Raw genomic sequence first — 23828 nt, forward strand, 5'->3', positions numbered from 1 at the left:
TAGCGCTACCATTTTGGAACGTCAGTATTTCTCATATTGTGGGACTGCATATTACAGAATGAGAAGTAAGGCGTCAATCGCGATTCGCGACGCTTTGGGACGCGTGTTCAAAAGATGGAATTGCGTGTCCCGCGGGACACAGGTGCGCGGATCGGGTGCCGGGGATCAGGGAAGCGGACGGATGCCCTCGACACGCACGCGCCATCCCTGCTTCGGGAAGCCCGGCGCCGGGCCGGTCGAACCGTCCCAGCCGGCCGCCATCATGCCGGTGACCAGCAACAAGCCGCCATTGGAGGGGAAATAGGTGTCGGCGACGCGGGCATAGCCGGGGCCGTCGGGGCCGCTCTTCACGGCCGGATCGAAGCCGGCGCGCGGAGTCATGCCGCTGACGCCCCATTGGTTGTTCGCGGTATCGCGGAACAGCCAGTCGATCGCCTTTTCCGGCTCGCCGAGCCGCGCCGCGGTCATCGCGATCATCGGAAAGTCCCAGCCCCAGGTCTGGCGCAGATCCCAATCGGACTCGACCGCGCGGAGCGTGCGGCGCATCGTCTCGGGATCGACATGGTCGCCGCCGATCGCGCCATAGGCCATCAGGAAGGAGGGGTGGTCGCGGTTGAGGCAATCATGCCCGATCGCGTTGCGCCGGCATTCGGGCGAGGACACTTTCTTCCAGAAATCGGGTTCGCTCTCGACCGGGAGATAGAGGCCGTCGCGCTGCGGCACCGGGCCGAGCAGGTCGATCACTTTGTCCCAGTCGGCGACGCGCTTCAGGCCACGCCGCTCGCGCCAGGCCTGGGCGGTCTTCAGCCCCCAGCGGAAATATTCGACTTCGTACGCCGGGTTCATCGTCGTCATCGGATCGTGATTTTCCTGCACCGGGATGATCGGCGGGCCGAGCACGAAGCGCTTGCCCGCCGCATCCCAGCGCGGCCAGGTGGCGAGCAGCCGCGCGGTCTGGTCGACCAGTTCGCCATAGCGGGCGAGCGTCGTGGCATCGGGATGCGCGCGATAAAGCAGTTCCGCCATGTAGATCGGGTGCGGCTGCTGCCACATGATGAAGGGGTTGATCGGGCTGGGGCTGTTGCGCCCTTCCGGCCCCGACATCTTGGTCCACCACGCGCCCAGCACGCCGTGGCGCGCTGCCTCCGCTTTCGCCTGGGGCAGGCGATCGAGATACCAGGCCATGGAGCGTTCGAGCAGCGCCGGCCGTCCCCAGAGCGCGAAATGCCCGGCGTGCCAGGGATGCACCTCGAGGTGGAACTTGCCGTTCCAGCTGTTGGAGAACAGCCCCTCCTCCTGCGGCGGCACATCGCCCGCCTGGTTGATCGCCGCGAGATATTGCGAGAGCAAGATGCGGCGTTCGAGTTCCGGCGCGCGCGGATCGGTGCTGCCGCTGAAGTCGATCATGCCGCCTGTCGACCAGTAGTCGCGCCAATGCTTCGAGACGGCGGCGGTGGCGGCGGCATAATCGGTGCGGGGCGCGGGTTTGCGGGTCCGGTCGAAGCTGACGAACACCACCAGCCGGTCGCCGCGCCGGGCGGCGACATGGACTTCTTGCTGCCCGGCCTGGGAGACCGTCGCGCCGGTCGCGGCGATGGTTGAATAATAGACAGTGTCGTCGATCCGGTTGCTCAGCATGAGCGAGCCGGGACCGCGGGCGAGGACCAATGTCTTGCGGTCCGCCGCGTCGCCATAATCCGACGGATCGGGATTGAGGTTCCGCGACACGCCGGGATAGCGGACGTCCACGCCGATCCGGCCGCTCGCGACCAGCGGCGAGCGGATCTCGACCACCACCATATCGCGATCGGGATGGACACGCGTCGTCACCGCCACCGGCTGGCCTTCGAAACGGAAGCTGCTCGAGAGCGCCCCGGTCCAAAGGTCGAGATGCTGGCGGGTGGCGGACAGCGCCTCGAACCGGGCGGGCTTGCCGTCCCTGCCCTTCAGCGCCAGCGCGATGCGGCCGAGCGAGAAGCGATGCGGATTCTCGCGCAGCCAGACCAGAGACGGATTGGTCTTCAGCAGGTCGAAATCCCGCATGTACGAATAGGGCTGGGTGCCGCCGCCGGGCACGGGCACCTGCACCAGCCCGTTCGCCTCGGTATAGCCATGCGGGTTGGGGAAGCTGTGCCACGCCCATTGCGCCATGGTCAGCAGCGGCGCGGTCTTCGCATATTGGTCGGGGAAGGTCTGCAGCCCGGTGATGTCGGCGGTGAAGCCGATGCTGCCATTGCCGAGCATCAGCGGGGCATGCGGATCGACCTTGGTCAGCGTCACGTCGTGACGCTTGACCAGCGCCAGCCGGTCGATCGGTTGCGCGGTGGCCGGCGCGCCCGCGAGCAGCGCCAACGCGGCCAGCCAGAAACCCTTCAAAGGGTGACACCCCGCTTCCAGATCGCGATCTCGCGCTCGCCGTTTCGTTCGGACGCGGTCTGCCTGCCCGAAGCGATGGCGCGGACCGTGTCGAGTAGCGCGTCGGCGGCCTGGTCCATGCCCTTTTCGAGCACTTGCCCGGCGTCGAAATCGATCCAGTTGGGTTTGCGCTCGGCGAGCGGCGTGTTGGAGGCGATCTTGATCGTCGGCGCGGGGAAACCGAGCGGGGTGCCGCGCCCGGTGGTGAACAGGATGATCGTCGCGCCCGCCGCGGTCAACGCGGTCGAGGACACCGCGTCATTGCCGGGCGCTTCGAGCAGGGTCAGCCCTGTACGGCGCACCTGCTCGCCATAATGGCGGACGTCGGTGACGGTCGCGTGCCCGGCCTTCTGGACCGCGCCGAGCGACTTCTCTTCGAGCGTGGTGATGCCGCCGGCGATGTTGCCGGGCGACGGGTTCTCCGAGACGGGCTCGCCATGCTCGGTGAAATAGCGTTTGAAATCGTTGACCAGCGCCCCGATGCCGTCGAACACCTGCTCGTCCGCGGCGCGGTCCATCAGCAATTGCTCGGCACCGAAGATCTCGGGGATCTCGGTCAGGATCGCGGTGCCGCCCGCGCGCGTCACCGCGTCGCTCATCCGGCCGACCAGCGGGTTGGCGGTGAGGCCCGAAAAGCCGTCCGAGCCGCCGCATTTCACGCCGAGCACGAGATCCGACAAGGGCACCTGCGTCCGTTGGATCTTGGCCGCTTCCTCGACCAGTTCGTCGACCAGCGTCAGGCCTTCCTCGATCTCGTCGCCGGCGAACTGCGCGGCGACGCTGCGGATCTTGCCGTGCAGCGCCGGATCGATCTCCTTCAGCAACCGGTCGAGCTGGTTGGATTCGCAGCCGAGCCCGACCAGCAGCACGCCGCCGGCATTGGGATGCGCGGCGAGCGCGGCGAGGATCGAGCGGGTGCCGTCCAGATCGTCGCCGAGCTGCGAGCAGCCGAACGGGTGCGCCAGCGCGAGCACGCCGTCGATGCGATCGGCATGGCGGCGCCCGGCGATCTCGGCGATCTTCTGCGCGGTGCGGCCGACACAGCCGACCGTCGGGATGATCCAGATCTCGTTGCGCGTGCCGACCCGACCATCGGCGCGGCGATAGCCGGCGAAACCCGTCGCGGGCACCACGATCTCCGCCTGACGCACATGCGGGCGCCAGACATAGTCGTCGCTCGTCGCGAGCGCGGTCGAGACATTATGGACATGGACATGTTCGCCCGGCGCGATCTCGGCCGTGGCGACGCCGATCGGGAAACCGAACTTCAACACCGGATCGCCGGCATGAAGCGCCTGCAGCGCGACCTTGTGGCCGCGCCCGATCGCCTGCGGCAAGGTCACCTCGACATCGCCGACCGTCGCAACGGTGCCGGCGTCCAGATCGTGGAGCGCGGTGGCAACCCCGTCCCGGGGATCGATACGGAACAGCGACAGGGTCATTCAATCACGCCTTATTGCAGGTTCACGAACGCGCCGCCGTCGACCAGCAAAGCCGCCCCGGTCACATAGTGCGCGAGATCGGAAGCGAGGAAGACGATCGGCCCGGCAAGATCGTCGGGCTGGCCGAGCCGGCCCAGCGGGATGCGCCCTTCCATATAGGCGCGCTTGGCCGGATCGGCGAGATCGTCCTTGTTGATGTCAGTGAGGATCGTGCCGGGCAGCACCGAATTGCAGCGGATGCCGTGGCGGCCGAGCGCGATCGCGGCGGACTGCATCAGCGAATGCACCCCCGCCTTGGTCGGCGTGTAGTGCGTCTGATACTCGCCGCCGACCAGCGCCGAGATCGACGAGACCGCGACGATCGACCCGCCATGGCCTTGCGCGACCATGCGGTTCGCCGCTGCCTGCACCATGAAATAGGCGCCGTGGAGATTGACCCTCATCGTCCGCTCGAACGTCTCGACCGGCATGTCGAGAAAGGCGTGGAACGGGCAGATGCCGGCATTGTTGACGAAGATATCGACCTTGCCGAGCGCGGCCACCGCGCTGTCGACAAAAGAGTTCGCCGTCTCCGGATCGGCCACGTCGCCGTGCAGCGCGAAGGCCCGGCGGCCCAGCGCCTCGATCTCGGCGACGCAGCTCGCCGCGCCTTCATCGTCGTGCAGATAGTTGATCGCCACATCGGCGCCGTGCCGCGCGGCGCCGACCGCGGCGGCGCGCCCGATCCCCGCCGACCCGCCGGTGACGAGCATTGTCTTGCCCTGAAGCAGCACGAACCTCTCCTATCGCTCTATCGACGCGACCGCGGCGGGGGGCGGCGGATGGCGCCTTCGGACCAGCCGAGATCCCGGCTGACCGCCATCGCCGTAGCGCGGACATCGTCCGACAGCGCCTGCATGCGATCGTCCGCCATATATTGCGCGGCGCTCGACACGCTGATCGCTGCGACGATCTGCCCGCTGACGCCGCGGATCGGCGCCGCGACACAGCGGATCAGATCCTCATTCTCTTCCAGATCGAAGGCGCGGCCGACGGTGACATAATCGCGCATCCGTTCCTCCCAGACCGCATAATCAGCGGGCGGGGAGCCCGCGGCCTGATCCTCCTCGAACAGCTTGCGCCAGTGCCGGTCATTGTCGTCGAGCAGCAGCGCCTTGCCGAGGCCGGTCGACGTAAGCGGCTGGCGATCGCCCACACGGCTGCTGATCTCGACGCGGCGACGGCCGGGGATTTTGTCGAGATAGAGCGCGCGTTCGCTGTCGAGCACGCCGAGATGGACGGTATCCTCGGTCGCGGCGGCGAGATCCTCGAGATGCGGCCGGGCGACCTGGACGAGATCGGTTTGCTGCTGCGCATGGAAACCGAGTTCGAGCAGCTTGGGCCCGAAATGATAGCCGAGCCGCGGCACGAAGGTGAGGTAGCGCCGGTCGATCAGCGCAGTCGCCAGCCGGTGCGTGGTCGAGCGGGTGAGGCCGAGCCTGGCGGCGAGATCGGCCAGCGTGATCGGGCCATCGATGACCGCGTCGATCACGTCCAGGCCGCGCAACAGCGTCTGGCTGCCGGGCTGGGATTTGGCATCGCCGGTCGCGTCAGCCGATTTTTCGGCCAAATCAGCATTTGACGGGGCGTTTCTCATCTAATAATATTCTTTCCCATATTCTGGAATTTATCAAGCGGTAAAACGCGAGAGAGGAAGGCGAGGGGCGTGTTATCTGATCCGCTTTCGGCGGCATTGCTGCGTACCAAATGCTGGTACGCCGTGCCTATAGCTATCCTCGACACGGTGCGCGCTTGTTTGTCGGTGGAGCCCGCATGACCCTGCCCCGCATCAAGCATGTCCGCGCCTTCGTGCTGCGCGGCGGCGGCGCCGATTATCACGACCAGGGCGACGGCCACTGGATCGACGATCACATCGCCACGCCGATGAGCCGCTATCCCGAATATCGCCAGTCGCGGCGCAGTTTCGGCATCAACGTGCTCGGCACCCTGGTGGTCGAGATCGAAGCGGACGACGGCACGATCGGTTTCGCGGTCACGACCGGCGGCGAGCCCGCGGCCTTCATCGTGGAGAAGCATCTCGCCCGCTTCCTCGAAGGCCGCTCGCCCACCGAGTACGAGAAGATCTGGGACCAGATGTACTTCTCGACTCAATATTATGGCCGCAAGGGGCTGGTGGTGAACGCCATCTCCGGCGTCGATCTCGCCTTGTGGGACCTGCTCGGGCGGCTGCGTCAGGAGCCGGTCTATCATCTGCTCGGCGGCGCGGTGCGCGACGAGCTGCAATTCTACGCTACCGGTGCGCGGCCCGATCTGGCAAAGGAGATGGGATTCATCGGCGGCAAGCTGCCCCTCCACCACGGCCCGGCCGAGGGGGAGGAAGGGCTCGACAAGAACATCGCCGCGCTCGCCGACATGCGCGCGAAATGCGGGCCCGATTTCTGGCTGATGCTCGATTGCTGGATGGCGCTCGACGTCAACTACGCCACCCGGCTCGCCATTCGTGCACACGAACACGGCCTGAAATGGATCGAGGAAGCGATCAGCCCCGACGATTATTGGGGCTATGCCGAACTGAAGCGCAACGTGCCCAAGGGCATGCTGGTCACCACCGGCGAGCATGAGGCGACGCGCTGGGGCTTCCGCATGCTGCTCGAAATGGATTGCTGCGACATCATCCAGCCCGATGTCGGCTGGTGCGGTGGGGTGACCGAGCTGCTCAAGATCTCCGCGCTGGCCGATGCGGCGGGCAAGATGGTCGTGCCGCACGGATCTTCGGTCTATTCCTATCACTTCGTCATCACCCGGCATAACAGCCCGTTCGCCGAGTTCCTGATGATGCATCCGGGGCCGACCGAGCTGGTGCCGATGTTCGCGCCGCAACTGCTCGGCGAACCCATCCCCGAAAAGGGCCGAATCCGCGCGTCCGCGCTCGACAAACCGGGCTTTGGTGTGGAGCTCAACCGCGATATCCCGCTCCACCGCCCTTATACTCACTGAGGAATCCTCCCCATGAAATTGCTGCGTTACGGCCCCGTCGGCCAGGAAAAGCCCGGTCTGATCGATAGCGACGGGAATATCCGCGACCTTTCCGCCCATGTGACCGACATCGGCGCCGCCGAAATTTCGTCCGCCGGCCTCGCCAGGCTCGCTGCGATCGACCCGGCCTCGCTGCCGCTGGTCGATGGATCGCCGCGTTATGGCGTGCCCGTTGCCGGCACGCGAAAATTCATCGCGATCGGCCTGAATTTCGCCGAGCATGCCGCGGAATCCAACCTGCCCGAGCCGCCCGAGCCGATCTTCTTCACCAAGGCGATCTCCTGCCTGCAGGGCCCGAACGATCCGGTGATGATCCCGCGCGGCTCCGAAAAGACCGACTGGGAAGTCGAGCTGGGCGTCGTGATCGGCACGCGCGCTTCCTATGTCACCGAGGACAAGGCGCTCGACCATGTCGCGGGATATTGCACGATCAACGACGTGTCGGAGCGCGCCTATCAGCTCGAACGCGGCGGCACCTGGGACAAGGGCAAGGGTTGCGACACCTTCGGTCCGGTCGGCCCCTGGCTGGTAACGAAGGACGAGGTCGGCGACGTGCAGTCGCTCGGCATGTGGCTGGAGGTCAACGGCAAGCGCGTCCAGGACGGCAGCAGCAGCACGATGATCTTCGGCGTGGCGAAGCTGGTTTCCTATGTCAGCGAGTTCCTGACCTTGGAGCCCGGCGACATCATCACCACCGGCACGCCCAAGGGCGTCGGCATGGGGCAGAAGCCGGCTCCCTGGTACCTCAAGGCGGGCGACGTGATCGAGCTCGGCATCGAGAAGCTCGGCCGGCAGCGCCAGGACGTGGTGGCATGGAACCCGAACGGAGCCGCTGCGTGACCTTTTATTCCGGACGATTCGACGGAAGGACTGCGGTCGTCACCGGCGGCGCATCGGGGCTCGGCCGCGAGGTCGCGCGCCGCATCGTCGCCGAGGGCGGTCGCGTGATATTGTGGGATCTCCACGCCGACTGGGCGGCCGAAGCGAAGGAGGATGTCGGCGCGGTCGCCGCCATCCCCTTCAACGTCGCCGACAATGCCGCCGTGGAGCGCGCGACCGAAGAGACCATGAGCCTGCTCGGCCATATCGACATCCTGGTGAACTCGGCCGGCATCACCGGCGCGACCGCACCGGTCGATACCTATCCGATCGACAGCTGGCTGAGCGTGATCGACGTCAATCTCAACGGCCTGTTCTATTGCTGCCGTGCCGTGGTGCCGCACATGGTGGCGAACGGCTATGGCCGGATCGTCAACGTCTCCTCGGTCGCGGGCAAGGAAGGCAATCCCAATGCCTCGGCCTATTCGGCGTCCAAGGCCGCGGTGATCGGGCTGACCAAGTCGCTCGGCAAGGAACTCGCGACGCGCGGCGTGATCGCCAATGCGGTGACCCCGGCGACCTTCGAAAGCCCGATCCTCGAACAGCTCCCCAAGAGTCAGGTCGAGTATATGCTGTCGAAGATCCCGATGGGCCGGCTCGGCGAAGTGCGGGAGACCGCGGCAATGGTCTGCTTCATGGCCTCCGAGGAATGCAGCTTCACCACCGCGTCGACCTTCGACACCTCCGGGGGGCGGACCACTTTCTGATCGTTTTCGGCCAGCCCCGCGACCGGCAAGAGCCCGCGCGGCCACGGGAGAGGAATATAGTGCGCGACCTGCCGTTCATCGACCCGCATGTGCATCTCTGGGACCTGTCCCGGGATCGTTATGCGTGGCTGTCGCCGCCCTTCGCGGACAGCGGGCCCAACGGGAATACGCAAGGGATCGCGCGCAACCAGCTGCTCGACGATTATCTGGCCGAGGCCGCTAGCTGGAATGTCGTCGGGATGGTGCATCTCGATGCCGGCGCCGCAAATCCGCTCGGCGAGACCGACTGGCTGCAGGACCTGGCGGACGAACGCGGCATGCCGAACGGCATCGTCGCCAATGCCGCGCTGGACGATCCGAGCGTCGAGGCGCTGCTGGCGGACCATGCGCGCCGGCGCAACGTGCGCGGCATCCGGCATATCGTGAACTGGCACAGCGACCCGAACCGCACCTACACCGCGCGGGACGTGACCGGCGACGAAGCCTGGGCGCGCGGGTTCGGGCTGCTGGCGAAATATGGCCTGTCGTTCGACCTCCAGGCCTATCCCGACCAGTTCGCCGGCCTTGCCCGGCTGATCGAGCGGCATCCCGGGACGCCGGTGATCGTCAACCACACCGGCATGGGCGTCGATGGCGATAAGAGCTGGCGCGCGGCGATGAAGACGATCGCGGCGCTGCCGCATGTGTCGATCAAGATCTCCGGCCTCGGCTTCGTCTATCGGCCTTTCGCCGCGGGCGCGGTGCGCGACCGGGTGCGCGAGGCGATCGACATTTTCGGCACCGACCGGGCGATGATCGCGAGCAATTTTCCGACCGACCGGTTGTTCGCCGATTTCGACACGACCCTGGACGCGCTGGCGGACGCGATCGCGGATTTCAGCGAGGACGAACAGCGCGCGCTGTTCGCGCGCAATGCCAACCGGATTTATCGGCTTGGGCTGGATGTTTAGCACCCCCACCCTTCTTTCCCCGGCGAAGGCCGGGGCCCAGTTGAGGGACGTTGGCGGCGACGTGCGCCGCCCGTTCCCTTCTGTCTCCCGACTGGACCCCGGCCTTCGCCGGGGAAGCACGGAGGTTGGCACAACGATGATTTATGGATCGGCCAGCCAGGCCACCGGGAGAACCACATGAACGCGAATCCGCTGCTCGGCGTCCTGTTCCACTGGCTGGGCGGGCTGTCCTCGGCCAGCTTCTATGTCCCCTATCGCGCGGTGAAGCGCTGGTCGTGGGAGATTTACTGGCTGACCGGCGGCATCTTCTCCTGGCTGCTCGCGCCGTGGTTCTTCGCGAGCATCCAGACCAACGACCTGCTCGGCGTGCTCGGCGCCGCGCCGACCCCGGTGATCGTCTGGCCGATCGTCTTCGGCATGCTCTGGGGCTTTGGCGGCCTGACCTACGGCCTCACCATGCGCTATCTCGGCCTGTCGCTCGGCATGGCGGTGGTGCTGGGGCTTTGCACCGTGTTCGGCACGTTGATCCCGCCGCTGTTCCAGGGCGATTTCGCCGCCAAGCTGCTCGACACGCCGAGCGGCAACATCGTCCTGCTCGGCCTCCTCATCACCATGGCCGGCATCATCGTCGTCGCCATGGCCGGCGCGCGCAAGGACGCCGCGCTCTCGCCCGAGCAGAAGGCGGCCGCGGTCGCCGAGTTCGATTTCCGCAAGGGCATCGCGGTCGCGGTCTTTTCCGGCATCATGTCCTCCTGCTTCGCCTTCGGCCTCGCCGCGGGCGAGCCGATCAAGGCGCTGTCGGCCGCGGCCGGCACCGGACCGCTCTGGACCGGCCTGCCGATCCTGTGCCTCGTCATGTTCGGTGGACTCATCACCAACGCAATCTGGTGTACGTATCTGATCGTGAAGAACCGCAGCGCCAGCCAATGGGTCGGTGGCGGCGAAGCGGTCGGCGCACCGTTGCTGGTCAATTTCCTGCTCTGCGCGGTCGCGGGCACGGCATGGTATTTCCAGTTCTTCTTCTACACCATGGGCGAGAGCCAGATGGGGCGCTTCGGCTTCTCGTCCTGGACCTTGCACATGGCGTCGATCATCATCTTCGGCACGCTCTGGGGCTTTGCCTTTCGCGAGTGGAAGGATGCCGCACCGCGCGTCCGGGCGACGGTATGGGGTGGCGTCGGGCTGCTGGTGCTCGCCACGATCGTCATCGGGTACGGCAACAGCCTCGCGTTATGAGGCTTGTTCTTTCCTTCGCGGCCGCCGGGCTGATCGCGTCGCTGGCCGGCGCTGCGGCCCCGCAGGCGAGCTATACCAACCCGATCCTGTTCGCGGATTATTCGGATCCGGACATGATCCGGGTCGGCCGCGACTATTATCTGATTGCCTCGAGCTTCCATTTCTCGCCGGGCATTCCGATCCTGAAGTCGCGCGATCTCGTCCACTGGACGATCATCGGCCATGTCCTGCCGAAACTGCCCTTCGCGCCCGAATATGACATGCCCGGCCCGCACATGCTGACCGACAAGATCTCCAAGCCGGTCGGCGGCACGCGTTATGCCGGCGGCGTCTGGGCGCCGTCGATCCGGCATCATGCGGGCAAATTCTACGTCTATTGGGCGACGATCGACGAAGGCGTGTTCATGGCGACCGCGACGCGCGCGGAAGGGCCGTGGAGCGCGCCGGTCAAGGTGATCGACCAGAAGATGCTGGAGGATCCCTGCCCTTTCTGGGACGATGACGGCCAGGCGTGGCTGGTCCATTCGCGCCATGGCGCCGGGCCGCTGATCCTTCACCGGATGAGCGCGGACGGGACGCGCGTGCTCGATGCGGGCGAAGTGATCGTTGAGGACAAGGTCAATCTGCCGATCCTCGAAGGGCCCAAATTCTACAAGCGCAACGGCTATTATTATATCTTCGCACCCTTCGGGGGCGTGGAGAAAGGCGCTCAGGTCGCACTGCGATCACGCAATATCCGGGGACCCTATGAACAGCGCGTCGTGCTCGAACAGGGCTCGACCAAACTCGAAGGGCCGCACCAGGGCGGTTGGGTCGAGACCCCCTCGGGCCAGGGCTGGTTCGCGCATTTCAACTCGACCGGTGCGTTCGGGCGCATCGTGCATCTCGAACCGGTCAAATGGGTCGATGACTGGCCGGTGATGGGCGATCCGATCCCCGGCAAGACCAGCGGCCAGCCGGTCGCCTCTCATGCCATGCCCGACACGGGGAGCCCGCCGACCCGCGACCGGCTGCAGGATTCGGACGAGTTCTCGGACGCGAAGCTCGGTGTGCAATGGGAGTGGAACCACAATCCCGACGACAGCGCCTGGAGCCTGACCAAACGCCCGGGCTATCTCCGCCTGAGCGCCGGCCCTGCCGAGCATCTCGTCACGGCGCGCAACACGCTGACCCAGATCCTGCAGGGCCCTAGCCGCATGACCACCAGGATCGACATTACGGGGATGAAGGACGGCCAGCGCGCCGGTCTCGCCCTGTTCGGCGTCCGCCCGAGCTGGATCGGGGTGGTGCGCGACAAGGGTGCGGCGCACGTCACGCTCGCCACCGAAGGCGATGAGACGCCGGGTCCAGCCATTGCAGCAAAGGCGATCGAGTTGCGCGCCGAGGTCGGGATCGAGCAGACGGTCCGCTACAGCTACAGCCTCGACGGCAAGACCTTTACCCCGATGGGCAGTGCCATTCAGCTCGCGCGCTTCTCCTGGTGGAAGGGATCGCGCCCGGCCCTGTTCAGCTTCAGCCGCGCTGCGCCGGGAAGCGCGCGCGGCTGGATCGATGCCGACTGGTTCCGGGTCGAGCGATTGCCTGCAAAGGCCGAATAGGAAATTTACGCCATTCCTGTCGGGCTTTGTCACGCACCCGACAGGTCATGTCATTGGGCTGAACCGCCCCTTCCCGGCATAACCCTTTGCATCGGCGCAAGGGGAAACCCGGTCGCGCCACCGGTTCGGCCGGGATCTGCGTGACGCGACCCCATGCAGACCCCGTTCGGGAGCGCCGCCCAGAACATCGGGCGGCGCTCCACTTTTGGCGTCAGCGCCCCACGAAGACGAACGGCGCCCAGTTGACCGGCTGGTCCGACCCGGCGACCGGCTTCCCGTCGATCATGCCGAGCATCGCCCGGCGCAACGCCTCGGCCGGGTCCGCCCCGGCACCGTAACGCTTGACCGTCTCGACCGAGAGATAGGCCGCCGCATCGTCGCGGACGGCCCAATGCGACACCAGCAAATTGCGCCCGCCGGCATGCAGGAAGGCACGGGCCAGGCCGGTCAGCCCGCCATCGTCCGCGCTGCCGCCGGCCGCGGTATTGCAGGCGGAGAGCACCACCCAGGCGGCGTCGATACGCAGCTTCATGATCTCGCTGGCGGTCAGCAGTCCGTCATCGTCACCGCCCGGCGTCACCACCAGCGCCGGTTCCTCCAGCCCGTCCAGCTCGCCCGCTACCAGCCCGTGCGTCGCGAAGGCCACCACGCCGGCATGGCCGAAATCAAGCGCCCGGATCGCCGCCTCGGTCGCGCCGGCGCCGGTCAGGACGCGTTGCTCCCGCGCATCGAGCGCGATACCGAGCGCGCGTAACTCCGGCTCGGTCGCCGGCAGGGCAGGCAGTTCCTGAACCTCCCGGGCCATACCGGCCGACCGGAAGGCCGGGGCACCGCCCGTCGCGGGGGCCGCAAGCAGGGGTGCGCCGATCGCGACGAACTGCGCCGGCCGGCCCTGCGGTGCCGTCTCGCGCTTTGCCGTCACCGCCGCGATCGACGGCAGCGTGACCAGCGCATGGTCGCGGACCAGCCAGCGCGTCGTGCGCAGCGATTGACCGGCGCGCGCCGGGGCGAGCGCGGCGAAGGGCAACGCCCCGAGCCCGGCATTGGCCGCGATCAGCACGCGGCGCTTGCCAGCCATCGCTGCCCCGATCGCCTTGGGGAACAGGATCGCATGCAGTCTGCCCGACGAGGCGAAATCGAACGGGGCGGTCGCATCGGGGGCAAGGCTGGCGCGCAACCGGGCGACCTCGCGGTTGATCGCTTCCCCACCCTGTTCGCCCGAGGCCATGGTTACCCGGTCCCGCGTCACGAGAAACAGGCCGGTACGCTGCTCACCTACCGCCGCGACGAACAGCGCCTCGTCCTTGCCGAGCCCGGCCTGCACCGCCGCAAGCGACAAGGGATCGGCCAGTTCGCTCGCGACGAAATCGGGCGCCCGCGCCCGAAGCGCAGCGGTGCGCTGCTCGAGCCGCGCCGCCAGCGTGCGCCGCTCCACCGCCATCTGCTCGACCGCGGCGGCGTCGGCACCGCGTCCGGCGAGGCGGACCTGCCGGTCGAGCAGCCGTTCCAGCTCGATCGCGCTGTCCTGGCGGTCGCGCAACAGCGTGGCGAATGCGGGATCAGTCGCGCCGGACCGCGCTGCCGCCTCGCTCGCCGCGCGCCCGGCCGAGTTCATCGTGACGCGCTGGGCAAGGCGAAAGGCGAGGTCCGGATCGTTCGCGCCAAGCGCCGCATCGAGCGCCCAGCCATAGGCCGACCGCGCGTCGAGGTCCTGCCCGGTGCGATAGCTGCCGGTGGCGAGCAGCTGGCGCAGGCGCCCGTCCACCGCAAGGGCCGCCGCCCGCGCCCGGGCAAGACCGCCCGCCGCGTCGCCGCCGCGCACCTCGATCGCGCCCAGCCGCGCCTCGCCGACCAGGGTCGAGATATCCTCGGGCGGCAGGATCAGGTGGCGCAGTCGCTGCGCCTCGGCCTGGGCCGTGCGCGCATCCGCGATCGCGCCCAGCTTCAGTGCCTGCACCGCCATCCGGTCCCCGCCGCCGATCCGGTCGCGGTGATGCGGCGGGAATTTCCGCGCGCGGATCTCGGCGACTTCGCGCTGGGTGGCGAGCGCGCCGGCCCGGTCGCCCGATGCGGCCTGCGCTGCGGCGACCGTCTCGCGCGCGATCAGGGTCCGGTCCGCCTCGGCACCAAGATCCTTTGCCAGGATACGCACCGCTGCTTCCGCGACGGTACGTCCCTCCTCGACCTTGCCCTGGTTGAGCAGGGCCGTGGCGAGCGTGCTCATGTAATTGGCGGTCTGCTGCTTCTCGCCGAAACGGGCGACCGCCATGTCGACCGCGCGGCGCGCCGTCGTCTCGGCCTCCGATGCCCGACCGAGCTGGAGCTGAAGCCGCGCCAGGGTGTTGAGATCGGCCGACAGGAACGGGTGGCCCGGCGGCAGGATCGCCTCCATGTCGGTCGCGGTGGTCCGCGCCGCCTCGATCGCTTCCTCGATGCGCCCGGCCGCGCCGAGATAGATCGGCAGGTTCGACATCCACAAAGCGGCGTTGGGCGGGATCGGCTGAAGCCTTTTCGCCTCCGCGACGGCGCGGCGCGACAGCTCGATCGCGCGGTCGTAGTTGCCGAACTCGAACTCGGCATTGGCATAGTTCGAATAAGCGGCGCCCACTTCGACATGCGCCCTGCCCGCATATTGGGCTGTGCGCCGTTCCAGCACCTCGGCGCCGACGATACGCGCCTCGTCATGCCGGCCGAGCGTCATCAGGATGACGAACTCGCCGTTCATGAGATCGGTCACGCGCGTCGCATAGGCGGGGCCGCCCAGCTTCAGCCGTGCGATCAGGTCCCGCGAGCGTGTGAGCGCGCCCTTGATATCGCCCTGGAGATAGTCGGCAGTGACGAGTTCGCCCTCAGCCGCCGCGATTTCGGGATGGCCGGCGGGATAGATCGAGGCGGCATAGGCGACCACCGCATCCCATGCCTTGCGATAGGCGGCCGGATCGGCCCCTTCGTCGAGCGCGTCGGCCGCCTTCTTCATCGTCTCCAGCCTGGCGACCTTGTCGGGCGCCACCGTCTGCGCGGCGAGCGGCGTGGCGAGCATGACGAGAGCGAGCGCGGCCCCGCGCCCCGATCCGAAACGAATCATCATCCCCCTCCGTCGTCGGCGGCTGACAGGATGCGACCCCCGGGAAGGCCGCCGCCTCCGCAACAGCGAGTTTAGGTCCGGAGCGGGCGATTGCAATTCCCCGGTCGGCGGGCGCACAACGACTCCTAACAGCCATTGTCACTGCGCAGGAAAGGCACGCCGGGCTAGAAGGGGGGATGGGTTGCGCGGAACGAGTGTGATGACAGGTCTCAATATCCTGTATGTCGAAGACGATGTGCGTCTCGCCGAGGAGGTGAGCCGGATGATGGCGGCCGAAGGGAATCGCCTGTCCTGGACCGCCAGTGGCGAGGAGGGGCTGAAGCGCGCTGCCGCCGAACCGTTCGACGTGGTCATCCTCGATCGCATGCTGCCCGATCTGAGCGGAATCGAGATCGTCGCACGGCTCCGTGACAGCGGGGTCGCAGCGCCGGTGCTGATGCTCTCCGCGCTCGGCCGCGCCGAGAACCGGATCGAGGGGCTCGATGCCGGAGTCGACGATTATATGGCCAAGCCGTTCGATCCGCCCGAGCTGATCGCCCGCGTCCGTGCGCTGCATCGCCGCGCGGCCGGCATGGCGCATAGCGCGGTGATCCTGTTCGGGGATTTCGAGTGCCATGTGAAGGCGCGCACCGCGCACCGCCAAGGCCGGCACATCCCGCTCAGCCCCAAGGAATTCAAGCTCTTCCGCTATTTCATGGAAAATGCCGGCGAAGTCGTGACCCGCGAGATGCTGCTGCGCAATGTCTGGAACCTGTCCTTCGATCCGCAGACCAATGTGATCGACGTCAGCGTCGGGCGGTTGCGACGCAAGCTGGAGGAAGGGTTCGAAACGCCCGCGCTCGAGACGATCTGGGGCACCGGCTATCGACTGGTGGCGGCTTGATCGGCGAGGTCCAGAGCGCCCGCACCTCGCTCGTCACGCGCTGGGCGCTCGCCGTCGCGGCGCTTGCGCTGGCGGCGATCCTGCTGCTGTACCTGGTGACGATCTGGGTGGTGGAGAGCGAGAGCGATGCCGCGCTCCGCCGCAGCGTCGATGTCGAGATCGCCGCGCTTGCCGATATCCATGCGACCGGCGGGCAGCGCGAGCTGGTTGCGCGCATCGGCGACCGCCTGGCGCTGCGGACCGAAGGCGGCGACCGCGCCCGCTATCTCGTCGCCGATGCGAGCGGCAACCGGATCGCCGGCGACATCGCGCACTGGCCGACGCTCTCCGCCGAGAATAGCGAGGCGCGCTTCATCGAGCTCGACGACGGCACCCCCGTCTTCGCCCGCGCCACGCAATTGTCTCCCGCACTCCGCATCGTCGCGGCGCGCCCCTATGGCGGCCGCACGGCGCTGATCGCGCGCATCCGCCTCGCCTTCGCCGCGGCGGGCGTGATGATCCTGCTCGCCGCGATCGGCCTGGCCTGGATCGCCGCAACACGCCTGCGCCGCCGAGTCGATGCAGTGAACGATGCGTTCCGCGCGATCGAGCAGGGTGAACTGCACCGGAGCATTCCCGATGCCGAGCGCCCGGACGAACTGGGCGAGCTGGCCGAGCATGCCAATCATCTCGTCGCGAGGCTCGCCGCGCTGATCGAGGCGCAACGCGAGGTGACCGACCAGGTCGCGCATGAGATCCGCACCCCGCTCGCGCATCTCGACGGCCGGCTGCTCCGCCTGATCGACCACAGCGTCGATCCAGTGCTGGTGGAGGCCCTGGGCAACGCGCGGCGCGAGACGCGCGGCATTGCCGAGCTGCTCGATTCGCTGCTCGACATCGCGGCGAGCGAGGCGCGCATCGGCGACCGCACCGGCTTCGAGCGGATCGACCTGTCGGCACTCGCCGAGGATGTCGCCGATCTCTACGCCGACAGCGCGCAGGAATTCGGCCTCGATTTGCGGACCGCGATCGCACCCGATGTGACGATCATGGGCGATGCGATGCAGCTAACGCGCTTGCTCTCCAACCTGCTCGACAACGCCTTCAAATATGTCGGCAACGGTGGCAGGATCGACCTGATCATCGAGCAGGGTCCGCGTATCCTGGTCCGCGACAATGGTCCGGGGGTGCCTGAGGGGATGCGCGAGAGGATCTTCGAGCGATTCCAGCGCGGCGGCGGCTATGGCAATGGCCATGGCCTCGGCCTGTCGCTGGTTCGCGCCATCGCCGGGCGGCACGGACTGTCGATCCGCTGCAACGACGCGGATCCCGGTGCCGAATTCGTGCTCGTACCGCAGGGGCGCGGCCAATGATCGTCCGCTGGCTCGCTTTGATCCTGTTGCCGGTGGTCGCCTCAGCGCAGGAGTCCGCGGACCCGGTCCAGCGGGTGGCGGACGCGCTTCACCAGGGCGCGCTCGCCGAACAGTCAGGCGACCCGAAAGCCATGGCCGAGGCAGCGCGCACGCTCGACCTGCTTGGCGCCAAACCGGCCGAGGGCGAGGAGAATGCCGCCAGCCGCTGGCGCGACCTGGCCAGGGCGGGCGGCGTATCGGACGCGACCGAAACCTATCGTGGCCGCGCGCTCGGCCCGGCCTATCGCCAGGGCGTGCTCGCCCCGCGCGCGACGCTCGCGACCGAGCAGATTTTCCTCGCCGGCAAGAAGGCGATGGTCTCGGTCGTCCCCGAGGCGGGCCGCACGCTGGCGATGCGCGTCACCGCGCCGGGCGAGGCGATCTGCGCGCAGGACGTCGCGGCGCCGCGCGGGGTGTGCAGCTGGCTCCCGGTGTTCACGCGTCGGGTCGAAATCCGGCTGGTCAATCAGGGCGACCGGCCCTCGCATTATTACCTAGTCAGCAACTGACCCTCAGCCCCTGGCGCCTCGCGGCTGGCCGAAATAGACCTTGTTTGCGATCCGCCATGCGCCATCGACCTTCAGCAGCACGAAATAGTCAGTGAAGATCGTCGCGCCGTGATCGAGCGTCGCCTTGGCCATCGCTGAATTCCCCGACACATCGATGACGTCGATGGTGCGTTTCCGCGTCGCTTCGTCGCTCGCCGGCGTTCCCTTGAACAAGGCGCAATAGGCGTCGACCGTCCAGGAGGTGAAGACCCCGTTCCGGATGCCTTCGATATGCGCGGTCGACAGGAAGGCCTTGCGGAAATGCGCGGGGTCGCCCGTCGCATGGCCCTGGAAATAGAAACCGATCGCCTTGCTGATCCCGGCCTGCGCGGTCTCGTCCTGCTGGATTGCCAGGCCGGCCGCAGCCGGCGGCGCGGCGATCAGCCCCCAGGCGAGCAAGAGCGCGAAGAAACGAAGGGTCATCACAGGTCCTCCAATGTTCGATCATGAAGAATGTCGCGCGGTCGGGCGGGACAGGATCCAGGCAGCACACAGCAGAAGCGCGGCCGAGACCAGGCTCAGCACGAGCAGACCGGGATGAACGCCGATCACGAACAGCGCGAGCCCGACGGCCATGCCGATGCACGCCGCGATCTTGCCCCGCCGTGGAATTGCCCGCTCGGCGCGCCACGCACGCAGGCCCGGGCCGAAGCGGGGATGGTCGAGCAGCTTTGCCTCGAGCCGCGGCGACGAGTGTGCAAAACAGCCCGCGGCCAGGATCAGGAAGATGGTGGTCGGCATCAGCGGCAGCAGCGCGCCGATGATGCCGAGCGCGACGAACAGGAATCCCAGCAGCAGCCATCCGATGCGCAAGGCGCCGGAGGTCTGTCGCGATGGTTCCTGCTCACTCACACCACATGTCCGCCAATTCATAGAGCCGCTACGCTATGCGACTTGCGATTCATTCGCAACAAAGCGTGCGATATGCGGGGTCCCTTGAGGGGCGGTCGACAGATCAAAGGGGAAAATGGTGCTGCCGGTGAGGATTGAACTCACGACCTCAGCCTTACCAAGGATGCGCTCTACCACTGAGCTACGGCAGCATTACCGGTCCGGGAGCCCTTACGGCCATCGGCGGAGCGCGCCTAAGAGACGAGGGCGGCGGGATTGTCAAGGCGAACCCGCCGCAGGATAAGGCGCTATGGCCGATAAGGACGAGAAAGCGGCGCGCCTCGCCGCCGCGCTGCGCGAGAATCTGCGGAAGCGCAAGGCACGGGCGCGGGCAAGCGACACGCCGCCCACGCCCGGTCCCGGATCGATCGAGGACGATCCGGGCCGATAGGGCCTAGCCGATAGGCGCGCATTTCGCCTCGAGCCACGCCAGTTCCTCGCCCTTCATCGCCGGGCCGAGGATCTCCAGCACCTTCGCGTGATAGGCGTTCAGCCAGTCGCGCTCGGCCGCCGTCAGCAGATCCGCCACGATCAGCGAGCGCTCGATCGGGCAGAAGGTCAGCGTCTCGAACCCCAGCATCGGCTCGTCGCCGCCGGGGATGAGCCGCTCCTCGACCAGGATGAGGTTCTCGATACGGATGCCGTATTCGCCCGCCTTGTAGTAACCCGGCTCGTTCGAGATGATCATGCCGGCACGCAGGGGCTCGGACGGGCCGCCGCCCGGATAATTGGGCTTGGCGATGCGCTGCGGCCCTTCATGCACTGCCAGATAGGCGCCGACGCCGTGGCCGGTACCATGCGCGAAATCAAGGCCCGCCTCCCACAGCGGCCGGCGCGCGAACGAATCGAGCTGGCCGCCATTGGTACCCTGCGGGAAGATCGCGGTGGCAAGGCCGATATGCCCCTTGAGCACCCGGGTGAAGCGGTCGCGCATCTCCTCGCTCGGCGTGCCGATCGGCAGGACGCGCGTCACATCGGTGGTGCCGTCGGCATATTGCCCGCCCGAATCGACCAGATAGAGCTGGCCAGGCTCGAGCGCCGCGTTCGATTCGGGGGTCGAATGGTAATGCGGGCTCGCCCCGTGCGCGCCGGTCGCCGAGATGGTGTCGAACGAGGTGTCGCGCAGCACGCCGGTCGCCTCGCGATATGCCTGCAGCTTCGCCACGCAGGAGAGTTCGGTCTGCCCGCCCTTGGGCGCTTCCTCCTCGACCCATTTCAGGAACCGCGCCAGCGCCGCCCCGTCGCGCACCGAAGCGGCGCGGTGCCCGGCGATCTCGACCGGATTCTTCATCGCCTTGGCCAGCACCACCGGGTCGCGGAAGCTCAGCACCGTCGCGCCGCCCGCCTCGAGCCGCGAGAAGATCGCCGACACCGCGCGCTCCGGATCGGCGGCGACGCGCTTGCCGGCATAGGCACCGAGCGCCGAGGCGAATTCGGACCGGTCCCGCACACGCACGGCATTGCCGAGATGCTGCAGCACCTCGTCGCCCACTTTCTCAGGCGCGACGAACAGGTCGGCGGTGCCGTCGGCATCGACAATCGCATAGGCCAACGCGACCGGCGTATGTGCCACATCCTGCCCGCGCACGTTCAGGGTCCAGGCAATCGAATCGAGCGCCGAGAGCACCACGGCGTCCGCCTTGCGCTCGGCCAGCCAGTCGGCGATCGCCGCGCGCTTTGCCGCCGAGGATTTCCCGGCGCGGTCGTCGTCCTGTACTGCCAGCTTCGCGTCGGATGGCTGCGGCCGGTCGGGCCACACCGCGTCGACCGGATTGGTGTCGACCGCGACCAGCTCCGCCCCGCGCTCGGCCAGCGCCTTGCGCGCTTCCTCGACCCAGCCGCGCGTGTGCAGCCACGGATCGTAACCCACCCGCGCGCCGGCCGCGGCATGCGCGCCCAGCCACATCGAAATGCTCGTCGCGGGCACCGAGACATATTCCCAGTTCCTGCCGTCGACCTGCTCGCGCACCTGCAGGGTGTAGCGCCCGTCAGTGAAGATCGCCGCTTCCTCGGGCAACACCACCGCACTGCCGGCCGATCCCTGGAAACCGGTCAGCCAGGCCAGGCGCTGCGCATAGGCGCCGACATATTCGCTCATATGCTCGTCGGTCAGCGGCACGACGAACCCGTCGAGGCGGTCGCGCTTCAGTTGGTCGCGAAGGGCGGCGAGGCGGTCTTGGTAGCTGGACATGAGGGACTCCGTTTCCTGGGCGCAGGCGTACGGGAAACAACAGGGCTTCGACAAGCTCGGCCCCGACGCTATGGGGGGCCATGACCGATCCAAAGCCTCCCGTCGCCGAGACCCGTCCGCACAGCTTCACCACGCACGGCATCACGATCGAAGACCCCTATGCCTGGATCAAGGACCCGGGCTATCCCGAGGTCACCGACAAGCAAGTGCTCGCCTATCTCGAGGCGGAGAATGCCTATTTCGAAGCAGTGATGGCGCCGCACAAGCCGCTGACCGACCGACTGTATGAAGAGATGAAGGGCCGGATCAAGGAAGACGATTCCTCCGTCCCGCAGAAGGATGGCGACTGGCTCTACTGGACGGCGTTCGAAACCGGCGGCCAGTATCGCAAATGGTGGCGCAAGCCCGTTGCCGGCGGGCCGGATCAGCTGATCCTCGACGAGCCTGCGCTGGCCGAGGGCAAGGAATATTTCCGCCTCGGCGCCTTTTCGGTCAGCAACGATGCGAAGCTGCTCGCCTATGCGATCGACGACAATGGCTCGGAGCGGTTCGAAGTCCGCGTCAAGAATCTCGAGACCGGCGAGCATCTGCCCGACGTCATCCCCGGCATGCTCTCCGAGATCGTCTGGACCGCTGACGACAGCGGCTTCCTTTACGGCCTCGCCAACGAGCAATGGCGCACCGACAATGCCCGGCTACACAGGCTGGGCACGCCGATCTCGGACGATATCGAGCTGTTCAAGGAAGCGGACGAGGGTTTCCGCGTCGGCGTCAGCGAGACCAGCTCGCGCCAATGGATCGTCATCGCCAGCGGCGATCATGTGACCAGCGAGGTCTATCTGCTTCCCGCGGACAATGTCCTCGCCACGCCGATCTGCGTCTCGCCGCGGAAAGTCGGCCGCGAATATGATGTCGACGAGCATGACGGCACGCTCTTCATCCACACCAACGACGTGGATCCGAACTTCCGCCTCTGCACCGCGTCGATCGACAATCCAGGCGAATGGTCCGAGCTGATCGGCCCGTCGACGCATTTCTACATGACTGGCGTCGACTGTTTCCGCGACTTCTTCATCGTCGACGGGCGCGAGGACGGGCTCGATCAGATCGAGATCCACCGCTACGATTCGTCGCTCCCGCCGCAACGCATCGTCTTCCCCGAGGCGAGCTATGACGCCGGGCTCGGCAACAACCCCGAATATGCGATGGACGTGCTGCGCGTCGGCTATGAATCCATGGTCACCCCGGGCACCGAATATGATTACGACGTCGCGACCGGCACCCTGACCACGCTCAAGGTGCAGGAAATCCCCTCGGGTTACGACGCCGACAAATACCGCACCGAACGGCTGAAGATCACGGCCCGCGACGGCACCGAGGTGCCGGTGTCGATCGTCTACCCGAAGGATTTCCCCAGGGACGGCTCAGCCCCGCTCTTCCTCTATGCGTACGGCGCCTATGGCTATGCCATTCCGCCAGGCTTCTCGACCGGGCGGCTGAGCCTGCTCGATCGCGGTTTTGCCTATGCCATCGCGCATATCCGCGGCGGCGACGATCTCGGCCAGCAATGGTATCTCGATGGGAAGCTGGAGAAGCGCGAAAACACCTTCAACGATTTCGTCGATGTGGCGAAGGGCCTGATCGCCGGCGGCTGGACCAACGCCGGCAAGATCGCCATCGCCGGCCGCTCCGCCGGCGGTGAGCTGATGGGGGCGGTGGTCAATAGCGACCCCGCGCTGTGGGGCGCGGTGATCGCCGACGTGCCGTTCGTCGATGTGCTCAACACCATGCTCGACGCGGAGCTGCCGCTGACGCCGGGCGAATGGCCCGAATGGGGCAACCCGATCGAGGACAAGGCCGCGTTCGAGCTGATCCGCTCCTATTCGCCCTATGACCAGGTCGCCGCGCACGCCTATCCGCCGATGTTCATCTCGGGCGGCCTGAACGATCCGCGCGTGACCTATTGGGAGCCCGCCAAATGGGCGGCGAAGCTCCGCGCGACCAAGACCGACGACAATCTGCTGCTGCTCAAGACCAATATGGGCGCAGGGCATGGCGGCAAATCGGGCCGGTTCGAGAGCTTGCGCGAAGCAGCCGAAGAACATGCCTTCGTGCTGTGGCAGATGGGCGTGGAGGGGTAATGCCCTTCAAGCTCACCAAAACCGCGACCGACGCCGATATCGACGAGCTCGGCCACGTCAACAATGCGGTGTGGGTGAAGTGGATCCAGGACATCGCGGTCGCGCATTGGGCAGCGATCGCGACCGCCGAGCAACAGGATACCCTTATCTGGGTCGTGACCCGACACGAGATCGATTACCGCGGCAATGTCGGTCCGGGCGAGACGGTGACGGGTGAAACCTGGGTGCCCGAACCGCCCCGGGGCGCCCGCTTCGATCGCCATGTGCGATTCACCGGCGCCGACGGCAAGGTGAAGGTGGAGGCAGTGTCGACCTGGGCGCTGCTCGACCGGGCGACGGGCCGGTTGCTGCGAGTGAGGCCGGAGCTGGCGGCGCCGTTCCTTTCTTAATTCCTCCCCGAGCTTGCTCGGGGAGGGGGACCGCCCGCTTCTTCAG

General features: G+C 67.1%; 20 protein-coding genes and 1 tRNA gene. 12 read left to right on the forward strand and 9 right to left on the reverse strand.

From position 1 onward, the window contains the following. Positions 1-165: 165 nt before the first annotated feature. The 4 genes from WC729_RS20020 to WC729_RS20035 are packed head-to-tail and all read right to left on the reverse strand — an operon-like array spanning position 166 to position 5493. Complete coding sequence (locus WC729_RS20020) at positions 166-2376, reverse strand: hypothetical protein (protein ID WP_372856073.1); 2211 nt, start codon at positions 2374-2376, stop codon at positions 166-168. Then, complete coding sequence (locus tag WC729_RS20025) at positions 2373-3857, reverse strand: UxaA family hydrolase (protein WP_372856075.1); 1485 nt, start codon at positions 3855-3857, stop codon at positions 2373-2375. The genes WC729_RS20020 and WC729_RS20025 overlap by 4 nt, the downstream gene beginning before the upstream one ends. Positions 3858-3868: 11 nt before the next feature. Further along, positions 3869-4630: an SDR family NAD(P)-dependent oxidoreductase gene (locus tag WC729_RS20030; protein ID WP_372856077.1), complete on the reverse strand. Its 762-nt coding sequence runs from the start codon at positions 4628-4630 to the stop codon at positions 3869-3871. Between the two features lie 17 nt (positions 4631-4647). After that, positions 4648-5493, reverse strand: a complete 846-nt coding sequence (locus WC729_RS20035; RefSeq protein ID WP_372856079.1) for an IclR family transcriptional regulator — start codon at positions 5491-5493, stop codon at positions 4648-4650. Between the two features lie 176 nt (positions 5494-5669). Between WC729_RS20035 and rhmD the strand changes: the two genes are divergently transcribed. The 6 genes from rhmD to WC729_RS20065 all read left to right on the forward strand — a co-directional run bounded on the left by rhmD (position 5670) and on the right by WC729_RS20065 (position 12263). After that, positions 5670-6854 (forward strand): L-rhamnonate dehydratase, encoded by a 1185-nt coding sequence (rhmD, locus tag WC729_RS20040; protein ID WP_372856081.1) that lies wholly within the window; start codon positions 5670-5672, stop codon positions 6852-6854. 12 nt (positions 6855-6866) lie between these two features. Then, positions 6867-7733 carry a fumarylacetoacetate hydrolase family protein gene (locus WC729_RS20045; RefSeq protein WP_372856083.1) on the forward strand — a complete coding sequence of 289 codons (867 nt, stop codon included), beginning with the start codon at positions 6867-6869 and terminating at the stop codon, positions 7731-7733. Beyond that, positions 7730-8479 (forward strand): SDR family NAD(P)-dependent oxidoreductase, encoded by a 750-nt coding sequence (locus WC729_RS20050; protein WP_372856085.1) that lies wholly within the window; start codon positions 7730-7732, stop codon positions 8477-8479. The genes WC729_RS20045 and WC729_RS20050 overlap by 4 nt, the downstream gene beginning before the upstream one ends. 59 nt (positions 8480-8538) lie before the next feature. Beyond that, positions 8539-9429, forward strand: a complete 891-nt coding sequence (locus WC729_RS20055) for an amidohydrolase (protein WP_372856087.1) — start codon at positions 8539-8541, stop codon at positions 9427-9429. Positions 9430-9606: 177 nt separating this feature from the next. After that, positions 9607-10665, forward strand: a complete 1059-nt coding sequence (gene rhaT / locus WC729_RS20060) for an L-rhamnose/proton symporter RhaT (RefSeq protein ID WP_372856089.1) — start codon at positions 9607-9609, stop codon at positions 10663-10665. Next, the gene (locus tag WC729_RS20065) at positions 10662-12263 is read left to right on the forward strand and encodes a glycoside hydrolase 43 family protein (protein WP_372856091.1); all 1602 of its coding nucleotides are present in this window, start codon (positions 10662-10664) and stop codon (positions 12261-12263) included. Before rhaT ends, WC729_RS20065 begins: the two co-directional genes overlap by 4 nt. A 211-nt stretch (positions 12264-12474) precedes the next feature. Here the strand turns inward: WC729_RS20065 and WC729_RS20070 are convergent, their stop codons facing one another. Continuing rightward, positions 12475-15348, reverse strand: a complete 2874-nt coding sequence (locus WC729_RS20070) for a CHAT domain-containing protein (protein ID WP_372856093.1) — start codon at positions 15346-15348, stop codon at positions 12475-12477. A 199-nt stretch (positions 15349-15547) separates the two neighbouring features. On the opposite strand from WC729_RS20070, the gene WC729_RS20075 reads away from it, so the two are divergent. The 3 genes from WC729_RS20075 to WC729_RS20085 are packed head-to-tail and all read left to right on the forward strand — an operon-like array spanning position 15548 to position 18131. After that, the gene (locus tag WC729_RS20075; protein WP_372856095.1) at positions 15548-16231 is read left to right on the forward strand and encodes a response regulator transcription factor; all 684 of its coding nucleotides are present in this window, start codon (positions 15548-15550) and stop codon (positions 16229-16231) included. Next, positions 16228-17583, forward strand: coding sequence for a sensor histidine kinase (locus WC729_RS20080; RefSeq protein ID WP_372856097.1), 1356 nt, complete (start codon positions 16228-16230; stop codon positions 17581-17583). Before WC729_RS20075 ends, WC729_RS20080 begins: the two co-directional genes overlap by 4 nt. Next, entirely contained in the window at positions 17580-18131 is a 552-nt protein-coding gene (locus WC729_RS20085; RefSeq protein ID WP_372856099.1) for a hypothetical protein, read from the forward strand. Before WC729_RS20080 ends, WC729_RS20085 begins: the two co-directional genes overlap by 4 nt. 3 nt (positions 18132-18134) lie before the next feature. On the opposite strand, the gene WC729_RS20090 is transcribed toward WC729_RS20085, so the two are convergent. From WC729_RS20090 to WC729_RS20100, 3 genes are all read right to left on the reverse strand, one after another. Beyond that, a complete protein-coding gene (locus WC729_RS20090) occupies positions 18135-18593 on the reverse strand; it encodes a nuclear transport factor 2 family protein (RefSeq protein WP_372856101.1) in 459 nt (152 codons plus the stop codon). 21 nt (positions 18594-18614) lie between these two features. Further along, a complete protein-coding gene (locus WC729_RS20095) occupies positions 18615-19043 on the reverse strand; it encodes a YbaN family protein (protein ID WP_372856103.1) in 429 nt (142 codons plus the stop codon). Between the two features lie 95 nt (positions 19044-19138). Then, positions 19139-19213: transfer RNA gene (locus WC729_RS20100), tRNA-Thr, on the reverse strand. Between the two features lie 98 nt (positions 19214-19311). Here WC729_RS20100 and WC729_RS20105 point away from each other — a divergent pair. Next, positions 19312-19452 (forward strand): hypothetical protein, encoded by a 141-nt coding sequence (locus WC729_RS20105; RefSeq protein WP_372856105.1) that lies wholly within the window; start codon positions 19312-19314, stop codon positions 19450-19452. A 3-nt stretch (positions 19453-19455) separates the two neighbouring features. Here WC729_RS20105 and WC729_RS20110 read toward each other — a convergent pair whose 3' ends face one another. Beyond that, positions 19456-21252: an aminopeptidase P family protein gene (locus WC729_RS20110; protein ID WP_372856107.1), complete on the reverse strand. Its 1797-nt coding sequence runs from the start codon at positions 21250-21252 to the stop codon at positions 19456-19458. A gap of 80 nt (positions 21253-21332) precedes the next feature. On the opposite strand from WC729_RS20110, the gene WC729_RS20115 reads away from it, so the two are divergent. Both WC729_RS20115 and WC729_RS20120 read left to right on the forward strand, forming a co-directional pair. After that, positions 21333-23393 carry a S9 family peptidase gene (locus WC729_RS20115; RefSeq protein ID WP_372856109.1) on the forward strand — a complete coding sequence of 687 codons (2061 nt, stop codon included), beginning with the start codon at positions 21333-21335 and terminating at the stop codon, positions 23391-23393. Further along, complete coding sequence (locus WC729_RS20120; protein ID WP_372856111.1) at positions 23393-23782, forward strand: acyl-CoA thioesterase; 390 nt, start codon at positions 23393-23395, stop codon at positions 23780-23782. Before WC729_RS20115 ends, WC729_RS20120 begins: the two co-directional genes overlap by 1 nt. Positions 23783-23828 lie beyond the last annotated feature (46 nt).

This window comes from Sphingomonas sp., assembly GCF_041661825.1.
GTDB lineage: Bacteria > Pseudomonadota > Alphaproteobacteria > Sphingomonadales > Sphingomonadaceae > Sphingomonas.